Origin of the sequence: Protofrankia sp. Cr1 (assembly GCF_963555865.1) — a bacterium.
Lineage (GTDB): Bacteria > Actinomycetota > Actinomycetes > Frankiales > Frankiaceae > Protofrankia.
Genome location: NZ_CAUVXO010000188.1, coordinates 1 through 9150 on the forward strand (window position 1 = coordinate 1; position 9150 = coordinate 9150).

The following is a 9150-nucleotide window of genomic DNA, read 5'->3' on the forward strand; positions in this document are numbered from 1 at the left end:
GCGTCGAGCGGGCGGCGGAGTGGGAGGGTGTCGATCTGGTGCCAGCAGAGGCGGCGGGCGAGGTCGGGCAGGCCGCAGTCGCTGGCGATCAGCGCGCCGAGGTTGTGGGCCTCGGCTGCGCGCAGCAGCGCGTCGTCGCCGCCGCAGGCGGCCTGGCGGGCGAGGGCGGCCACGTGGGCGATCCGGGCGTCGAGGGGTGGACAGTGTGGTCGGTCGCGGGGAACGAGGGGGAACCGGGCAGCGACGAGGTCGAACGTCGCGGTGGCCGCAGCCGTGGAGGTGAAGGCAGCCATGGCGCTCGCCGTTCTCACGACTGCCAGCGGATCGTGAGCCGGCTGTTCGGCCGGTCGATGCGGTATCCGGCGGGGAGCTGGTCGTCGGGGGTGTCCGCGGGGTGGGTGGTGATGACGGGCTCGGTGGGGCGTTCCTTGTGCCAGTGATGCAGCAGGTCGGTGAGCTGCGCGGCAAGGGTGGTCGCGTGGGGGCCGTGGGCGGTGACGCCGAGTTCGTCGGTGTCGGGGGCAAGGGGGCGCAGGGTGATGTAGGCGATCGTGGAGCCGTCGTGGATGGTGGCTCCGGCCCAGCGCCGTGCCGGGGTGAGCTGGCCGTCGTGGCGGGCGGTGGTGTCGACGGCGAGGCGGGCGAACTGGGTGTTGGCGGTGACGAGCCACAGGTCGAGGTGGGCGGTCGGTTCGTGGTCGTGGATCGTCAGACCGGTCCACAGCCCGTGGGGCGGGCTGTCGAGCGCGGCGCGGAGCGCCGGCTCGTCGGCGGGGTCGTGGTCGTCGAACCGCAGGGCGGCGCCGTCGGCGAGGGTCAGCGTGCGGCCGGTGTGGGCGCCGGCGCCGCGCAGCGGGACGAAGCCGCAGACGAGCGCCGAGCGGCTGACCAGCCGGCCCGGCTCGACTGCGTCGAACGCGAGCGAGCGGGTCAGGCCGCTTCCGTGCAGGCGGAGGGGTACGACGAGCCGGCCAGCGGCGGCGAGCTGGTCCCACCAGGCCGCGGCGATATCCCACGCCCCCGCCGTGATCATGATTCGGTCGTAGCGTGCCCCGTCCGGGTAGCCGGCCGCGCCGTCCCCGTGGATCACCTCGACCTGGTCGTAGCCGGCCGTCGCCAGCGCGCTGCGGGCGCTGGCGGCGAGGTCCTCGTCGATCTCGATGGTGGTCACGTGGCCAGTCGGGCCGGCGAGCTCGGCGAGGAGCGCGGCGTTGATGCCGGTAGCGGTGCCGATCTCCAGAACGCGGTGGCCGGTATGGACGTCGCCCTGTTCGAGCATGGCGGCGACGAGGTCGGGCAGCGAAGCCGAGGACAGCGCGGTGCCGTCGGGCGCGCGGCGGGTGACAACGACCTGGTCGGCGTACGCGGTTTCCAGGTCAACGCCCGGCAGGAACAGGTGCCGCGGCACCGCACGGAACGCAGCTTCAACCTGGCCGGTCCGGAACGTACCCCAGCGGCGGATGTCAGCGACCAGCGCGTCGCGAAGCTGCTCGGGGGTGCGGGTCGTCATCGTGGTCACCGTTCGTCGAGGGTCGGGATTGGGCCGCTGTCGTCGAAGACGATGTGGGCAGCGGTGGCGGCCATCTGGGCCTGGTCGGCGGCGGGGATGCCGAGGCGGTTCCAGGCGAACAGGACGTGATGCGCCAGGACCGCGCGGATGCCGCGGGTGAGCTGGCCCTGGTCGGCGAGGTCCGCGAGTGACCGCCCGGCGTGCCGGAACGCCGCTGGCCACGCGGGCAGCGCTTCGAGGGGCCGGACTGTGCGGGCGGTGAGGAGTCGGTGCACGGCGGCCCGGGTGGCGGGCTGGCGGGTGCGGTGGCCGGCGACGCGGGTCCAGATGTCGCCTTCTTCGTAGTAGTCCTGGCCGGCGGCGTTCAGCAGTGCCGCGGCCAGCACGAGTCCCACCTCGTGGCGGTGGTCGGGGTGGGACTGGCCGAGGTGGGCGAGAATGTTGCGGCTGTCGGTGTGGAAGAGCAGATGTGCGACGTCCATGCCGGCGGGTCCGCCGAAGGCGTGGGTCTCGGGCTCGTAGACGGCCGGCGCCCAACGACAGATCGCGCCGTCGGCGAGCAGGTCACCAAGAGTTCGTTCGCCGAGCGTTGTCGGGGTTTGTCCGATCTGGCCTGGGCCAGGACGCCAGCGGATCCGCCAGGAGGCGGACTTTCTGGTGAACCACCACAGGCTGATCCCGTCTGTCTGTTCAGCCGCGGTGAGCAGCGGCGCCAGCTGGGTGACCCCCAGGTGTTCGGCGGACCGCCAGTCCTGGCAGCACACGGTCACCCCGCACCAGGCGGCCTCGGTGTCGGGAGTGCTCACCTGTGGGCTCCCGGGTCCTGTGTTGGCTGCGTCGGCGGGAGGTCGAGCAGGAGAGCGGTCTCCCAGGCGGCGGTGGTGCCGGTCGCGACGGTATGCAGGACTGCGGCGATCCCGGCTGTGCCCTCGATGAGGCCGGGTAGCTGCCATCCGGTGCCCTGCGCCGTGTCGAGGCTGTCGAGGAGCCGGTCGACCAAGCCGGGCAGGTGGTTGCCGAGCGGGTAGAAGCGGGCGTCCGTGGCAGCGCAGCGGACGGTGGCGACCAGGCCTGCCCAGCCGTGGCAGAGCGCCGGGTCGACGAACCGGCCGAGCTGGGCGGGGTCGACAAGGCAGGCAGCGAGAGCCGCTTCGGCGCGTTGTTGGCGGGCGGTGTCGGCCAGCGCGAGCGCGGCGAGCTGCTGGGCGCGGGCCAGACCGGGAGTGCCGTAACACCAGGAGACGCGGCCTGGGCCTGTCTGGGCCGGGCGGCCTGCCAGCAGCTCGCCGGCGGTGATCCGTTCGGGCCACCAGCGTCTGGCCGGGCCGTCTTGGCGCCAGGTTTCCAGCCAGCGGCAGATCCGGTCGAGGGCGTTGGCGTGGCCGGGGACGACGTTCCCGTGGCGATGGGCGATGGCTAGCAGCGCCAGAACACCCGCGATGCCGTGGGCCATGCCCAGGTCGGCATGGCCGTCGGCGAACGGCCCGGGTGGCGCTGTGGCGGGAACGTCGACTGTCCACCAGCCCGGCGCGGCCAGCCCGACCGTGTCGGTGGCGGGTAGCGGTTCGGTGAGCCGGACAAGGTAGGCCAGGATCTGGCGAAGCTGCTCGCTGTCGGCGTCGCGGGTGGCTAGGTAGACGCCGAGGCCAGTCAGGCCTCGGACCAGGTCGAACTCGGCGCGTTCCGGTCGCTGTCTCGCGTCGATCCGTGCGTGGGCCGCCGCGAGCCGGTCCTCGACCAGCTTTTCGACGGCGGCGTGCAACCGTTGGGCCGCGCCGGGACAGCCCCCGGGTGGGGCTGCCGTCGTCAGCGCGAACGCGAGCGCCGGGGCGCCGAACCACAGGCCGGCGCCCGGCCCGGCGGACAGGTCCTCTGTGGCGGCGGCCGTCAGCCAGGCGGCGACGGTGGCCCAGTCGCCAGCGTGGGCGCGGGCGCGCACGCCATGGAGAACCGCGATGCCGGCCGCGCCCTGGGCTAGCGACTGGCCCTGCCAGCGTGGGCTGCTCGGGCTTCGGTCACTGCCTGGCTCGGGCGGTGGCGGCACGGTCAGCGTCTCAGCCAGCCGCGCCGCAACGGTGGCCGCGCGGGCCCGGCTTTCCATGACTGCGGTCATTGGCCTTCCGCTCGTGCCAGGTCAGGACGGGTCTGCTGGTCGGTGTTGTGGTAGGCGAGCGCGACCGCGCGGGCGAGCCGGTGGCAGGTGCGTTCCGCCGACGCGTCGATGCCGTGGGCGCGGATGTGGTGCAGATGCAGCAGCGACCCCAGCACCTCCTCGCTTGCCGGCAGACCCGGGGATGCGGCGAGCTGGGCCGCGTACCGCTCGGCCGCCCGGCGCCGCGCGCGCCAGGCGGCCCATACCGCCGCCGGGAGCTGCCCGATAGCGGCGTCGGGAACGGGCCGACCATCGCACGTGCGGGACAGCGCGATGGCCTGACGCAGGACCGGGCGATTGACCGGTGCTCCGGCTGCCCGCAGGTTGTCCAGCAGCCACCGCATCCCGGCCGGCCTGCCGCCGATCCACGCGCACGTCAGGTCGACCAAGCTCACCGCCGTCAGCGCCGCAGGATGCAGCGCCCGGTTCGCGGCCTGGGCGGCCAGCTGGGTGACGGCGGCGACCGAGTCGGCGGCGAACAGGTTCTCGGCTGCGGCCAGCGCCGCGCCGTCGCCGTAGCGGGCCGTCTCAGGGTGGTAGGTGTCGAGCACGAGATCGCCAATGAGACGCTGTGCCCGCAGCTGCTCCGCCCATGCGCCGACCCAGACTGTTGCTCGCCCGTAGCCGCCGTCGGTGGAGCCACGGGCGTCCGGTACGAGGTGGAGCCGGAGGCGTAGGTGCGGGGCGGGGTCGCGGTACCGGACGAACCACCATCGCGGTGGGCCCTCCCATGCGTCGAGCAGCGCGGGCAGATGGCGCGTGAGGATCGTGTCGACGACGTCCGGATGGCAGTAGAGCTTCGCGAACAGCACTATCGACCCCGGCAGGATCCCGGATGCCGCGTCGACCACGGCCATCGGACCGGGTGTCGTCACGACGGCTGGCGCGGGACGCGGGGCGATGGTGGCCGCGACCGGGACAACGATCTCGTGGGCCCGGCCGTCGGCCCAGCCATAGGCGGCCGGGCCTGGCGCCTCGGACAGGGTCCCGGCGGCGCCTTCGCGGTCGAGTTCGGCACGCAACAGATCGCGATCCATCCGCTCGTCAAGGTCCAGCCGTAGACGTACGTCCGCCCGACCGGTGCTCATCCAACGAGGCAGTCCTGACCGCTCCCGTAGCCGCGCGAGCCCGTCGGTCCACTCCTGGTCTGTCGCCCGCCGGCCCGGAAGATCGGACGGGTCGATACGCCATCGGGCCGGCGCCAGAACCGCGCGGCCATGACGAACCCTCGGCAGGAACGGCAGACAGCCCGCCACGCCCCACGAGAACGGGGTTACAGCGCCGGCGCCGACGCGGGGCAGCTCATGCAGCAGCCGCGCGAGCGGCGGGAAGGTCTGCCGGGCGGCGGCATGCGTCAACAACGGCTCGACGACGACGCGACGGGACAGAGAGACCAGGTAGAGCCGTTCGTCATCCGCCGTGACCGCCAGATCCGTCCATCGCAGCCCGCCGCGCTGGCCGTCGCGGTGCTCAGCGAGCGAGACCCAGTCCGCCAGGACCTGGGGGGTGCGGGTGACGTTCTCCAGCCGGGCGTGCGCCGGCGGGAACGACAGCTGGGCCGCCACCGCGCCCTGCACCATCGGCGGTAACCGACGGAAGACCCCGACCATCCTGTGCCGGTCGGCATCGGGGAGCAGGTCCAGGAATCGGCCGCTCATCGCCGCTCCGGTACGGCTGACACCTGTCACCACCAGGTTGAACGCGCCCTTTGAAAGGGCTGCCGCCGACGATGCCAGCACCTCGACGCACATCTCCGCATGTGGCTCCGGCCAGGATCCAGCGGTCTGTGCAGACAAAGCGTCGAGGGCGGCATCGTCCAGGACGACCTCCTCTTGGCCGTCGAGCGCCGCGCGCTGCACGAGCGCCAGCAGCCACTCGTCCCGGGGCGACAGGCCGCCGGCAGATACCGGCTCCACAAGGTCAAAGTGCGTCGGATAGCCCAGCCCAACCACCGGGTCAACCAGCTGACCGACCCGGACCAGCGCCGACACGCCGAACTTGTCCAGGAACCTGCGGTGGTAGTCCTGCCAAGACGGATGACCAGCCGGATACGGAGTCAGCCGCCGCAGTGCTTCGGCCGCCGTGGCGGCCTCCGTCGCCACGATGTCCGGTAGCACCACCCCGCAGCCCAGCCGCAGGTCGACCGCCAGCGGCTGCTCGACCACCGCGCACACCGCCTGCATCCGCTCACCGACAGTGGCCAGACGTGCCCAGGTGGACGAGCCGTCCGTGTCGCGCGCTGCTCTCAGTTCCGCCTGGATCTCCCGGAGATCGCCAACGAGGCGTATCAGGGGATCACCGGGGCTGTCGTCGCGCCGGTTGGAGGCGGCCGGTAGGCACGGCTCCTCAATGCCCTCCAGCGCATCGAGAAGGTGGGCAAGGCTGTCCGTGCACGTTGCAGGTGGCCGCAGGCTACTCACGAGCACTCCGCACGCCAGCAGCTGGGCAGCCATGTCCTCGACGCCCGGCCGAGCAAGGCCGAGGTTGGTCGACACCAAATCGACAAGATTGACAAAGGCGGCGGGTCTCGCTGCGGACGCCACGGCAGCCTGAACGGCTCGGCTATGACGGACCGACACTTCGGCGGGAAGGAAGGCGTCCGTCGGCGGGTGTGCATGCGGGCGCCATGACACCACAAGCCGCTCGCCGCGCACCACGGCTAGGTCGTTGGCGACCACGGTCAACGCCGCGCGGACAGCGCTCATGGACTCCAGTCGGGCGACGACCGCAGCCAGCCACACCGAGTCCGCCCGCGGGTAGGGGCGATCATCACCAGTGCACCGCAGCCCCGGCTCGGCGCCGAAACGCACCGGGGCCACACCGGCGAACAACCCGAAAGGCGTCGCCCGCCGGCTCATCCGCACCAGGTAGCGGGCCACCGCCAACCCCAGCCGGCGAACCTGCCGCGTTGACGGCCGACGTCCTTGGCACGCGTCCTGCACCCGTGCCGCGAGTGCCGGACTCGCGATCTCGACGGCGCCCGCGACGGCCTGCGGCGCCCAGACCCCGGCCAGCCATGCACACCAGCGGTCCACGTCGTCGCAGTTCGCGCCCGGCCACGAACCTGCAGCTACGGCCATCGCCGACTCGTCCGACATGGCGGCAGCGCGGAAAAGCGCCGCGTCGAGGGGCGCATAGACCGGCGGGCAGCCCCGTGAGCTCATGGCATCGCCTCCACCTGATCGGCAGCTGTCCACAAGACGGCAGAAACGTGATCCGGGTGTTGCCGGACCGTGCTCCGAACAACACCCGGACTCACGGCGGTGTCAGCAGTCCTTCTGCTTGTTCGTCGAACAGCCGTTGTCCGTGGTGCACAGCAGCGCGTTCACCGCGTCGCCCTGCTCGACGATCGAGACGTCGAGGTCCAGCTCGCCGACCTCGGCGGCGGCAGTCGCGTCGGACGTGAAGGCGTCCATGGTCATCACACTCCCTGTCTGCCCGCTCACGTGAGAGACGGGCTCCCGAAAGACTTCATTGGTGCGGTGGTGCCGCCAGACCTCGACCAAGGGGTGTGGAGTAGCTAGTCGCCGCCATTCCGGCGGTGCCCTAGTGAGGGATGGCTCGGCGCGGCCGACGCAGGGTTCCCAAGTCAATCGATAGTCCTGGGAACTCCTTGCCGACCAGGCCTTCGGTTGCAAGAGTGCAGCCGCGTCATCCCACGAAGTGACACGCGTTGTGTCACCAATCTGCTGCTGTCTGACGTCCGTCGCGTTCCCGTGCCGGGCGTGTCGGCCACCAGGGTCTCGGCCAGGCGGCTACCGGCGCGCCACCAGCTAAGTGGTCGCGCCCGTAAGTCCTTCGGGGGTTGGTCGACGCATCGAAACCCCACGTGCGGAAGACGCCGGGCACCGTCGAAGACCGACCCGGCGAGGGAGTCAGATGATCTTGTGGGCCGTTGCTGTCACATGCCTGTTCGGTGTTCGGTATTGACCGAACACCGAACAGCACGGACCCTGGTCCGCATGGACACCGAGGCCCTCGTGGTCGACGCCCTCCTACAGCTCGGGGTCGAGGCCCGACTACCTGACGACGGGTCCGATGGTGGGGTCGACCTCGTGCTCGACCCGGATGGCGTCGGGATTCAGATCGAGCTCAAGCGTCGGTCGCTGGTGTCCGAAGGCGTTGCCGCGCAGCTACTCGAGGCCAGCCGTCCACCCGGTGGATCGGGCGGCCCACTCCTGCTGATCGTCGCGGACCGGGTGACCGAGACGGCCCGGAAGCTGCTGACCGAGCATCGGGCCGGCTACTACGACCTACGCGGCCGGATTGCGCTTCGTTCGAGCCGCTTCGTGATCGATGCTGAAGTCAGCCCGGTCACCAGACGCGGTGAGCGGACACGGGCCTTGAGCGGCAAGGCCGGGCTCGAGGTCGCGACCACTCTGCTCATGGAGCCGCAAGCGGGCGCCGCCGTCCGGGAACTGGCACGCCGGCTCGGCCGGTCCCCCAGCACGGTGTCGGAGGTGCTGGCGACGCTGCGGCACGACGGTCTTGTCGACGCCACGAACGTCGTCACGGACGCGCAGCTGTTCTGGCAGGTGGCCGAGCGCTGGCCGGCGCGACGCACCTATCTCGCCAAACTCCCCGATCCCGGTGACGGGAACGGCGTCACCAGATCGCTGCGTCTTGGCCTCCGTGACGTGAGAAACGAGACCGGGTGGGCATTGACGGACACGACCGCCGCCGCGGCGTACGGTGCCCCGGTCGCTGTTCGCGCTGACCAGTTGCTCGACTTCTTCATCCCCGATCAGGCGGTACTTCGGCGCGCGACCACGCTCCTCGGCGCTGCCTCGACGCCGGTCCAGACGCGCGCCGCGGTGCGGGTCGCACCGGTCGCGGCCGTCTGCACGCGTCGTGTCGACCTCCCGCCCGAGCTGTGGCAGTGGCCGCTTGCGCATCCACTGTTCGTCGCGCTCGATCTGGCGCAGGACGAGGGGCGTGGACGCGAGATCCTCGACGCATGGCGGCCAGACCCGAGGTGGGCCCGTGTCTGGTAGCCGGGTGATCTTCCTTGGCGACGCGATGGCCGCGGTCGTCCAGGCCGTCGAGGAAGTGCGGAAGCTCATCGGCCAGCCGCCCGTCGTGGTCGGCGGGCTGGCGGTGCTGTGCCGAGTCTCCAGCACCCACCGGGCGACGGTCGGCCTCGGCGTGACCTCGTGACCTCGTGACCTCGTGACCTCGTGACACAGGCCATTCTCTACATTGCGAACATAGGTACACGCTCTTGGTGGAAAGCTACGTGTCGTCGCGGATTTCGGCGATCGGGAGTATCGGCTGACATGGTGAGATCATCCCAGGTCACAGATCACAGGGCCAGGCAGCGGCTTCTGGCACCCCACCGGCTCCCGCTCGAGGTGACGCTGTCGTGACGGTCGACCTCTAGCGTCACCACCCGACCGAGTCGCGGTGGCCGACCGATCAGATCGCCGCAGGTGACGCGTGTGAACCGCAAGCGGGTGGACAGGGTGGGGAAGTCATGAGCGAAACCAGT

At 71.4% G+C, this 9150-nt stretch carries 8 protein-coding genes and 1 pseudogene; 2 read left to right on the forward strand and 7 right to left on the reverse strand.

From position 1 onward, the window contains the following. The 6 genes and pseudogenes from U9980_RS15435 to U9980_RS15460 form a co-directional block, all read right to left on the reverse strand. Positions 1 to 293 (reverse strand): annotated as a pseudogene (locus U9980_RS15435) (hypothetical protein); the annotation flags it as partial. Between the two features lie 14 nt (positions 294 to 307). After that, on the reverse strand, positions 308 to 1510 hold the full coding sequence (gene fxlM, locus U9980_RS15440; protein WP_322768551.1) for a methyltransferase, FxLD system: 1203 nt from the start codon (positions 1508 to 1510) through the stop codon (positions 308 to 310). A 5-nt stretch (positions 1511 to 1515) separates the two neighbouring features. Next, positions 1516 to 2316, reverse strand: coding sequence for a thiopeptide-type bacteriocin biosynthesis protein (locus U9980_RS15445; protein ID WP_322768552.1), 801 nt, complete (start codon positions 2314 to 2316; stop codon positions 1516 to 1518). Continuing rightward, complete coding sequence (locus tag U9980_RS15450; protein WP_322768553.1) at positions 2313 to 3623, reverse strand: lanthionine synthetase C family protein; 1311 nt, start codon at positions 3621 to 3623, stop codon at positions 2313 to 2315. Before U9980_RS15450 ends, U9980_RS15445 begins: the two co-directional genes overlap by 4 nt. Further along, a complete protein-coding gene (locus U9980_RS15455; RefSeq protein ID WP_322768554.1) occupies positions 3620 to 6826 on the reverse strand; it encodes a lantibiotic dehydratase in 3207 nt (1068 codons plus the stop codon). The genes U9980_RS15450 and U9980_RS15455 overlap by 4 nt, the downstream gene beginning before the upstream one ends. Positions 6827 to 6928: 102 nt before the next feature. Next, positions 6929 to 7078, reverse strand: a complete 150-nt coding sequence (locus U9980_RS15460) for a hypothetical protein (RefSeq protein WP_322768555.1) — start codon at positions 7076 to 7078, stop codon at positions 6929 to 6931. 546 nt (positions 7079 to 7624) lie between these two features. Here U9980_RS15460 and U9980_RS15465 point away from each other — a divergent pair. Beyond that, positions 7625 to 8656, forward strand: coding sequence for a helix-turn-helix domain-containing protein (locus tag U9980_RS15465; RefSeq protein WP_322768556.1), 1032 nt, complete (start codon positions 7625 to 7627; stop codon positions 8654 to 8656). Then, complete coding sequence (locus U9980_RS15470; RefSeq protein ID WP_322768557.1) at positions 8646 to 8819, forward strand: hypothetical protein; 174 nt, start codon at positions 8646 to 8648, stop codon at positions 8817 to 8819. Before U9980_RS15465 ends, U9980_RS15470 begins: the two co-directional genes overlap by 11 nt. A 145-nt stretch (positions 8820 to 8964) precedes the next feature. Here the strand turns inward: U9980_RS15470 and U9980_RS15475 are convergent. Further along, positions 8965 to 9150 (reverse strand): hypothetical protein (locus tag U9980_RS15475; RefSeq protein ID WP_322768558.1); only part of this gene is annotated, 186 nt, incomplete at its 5' end.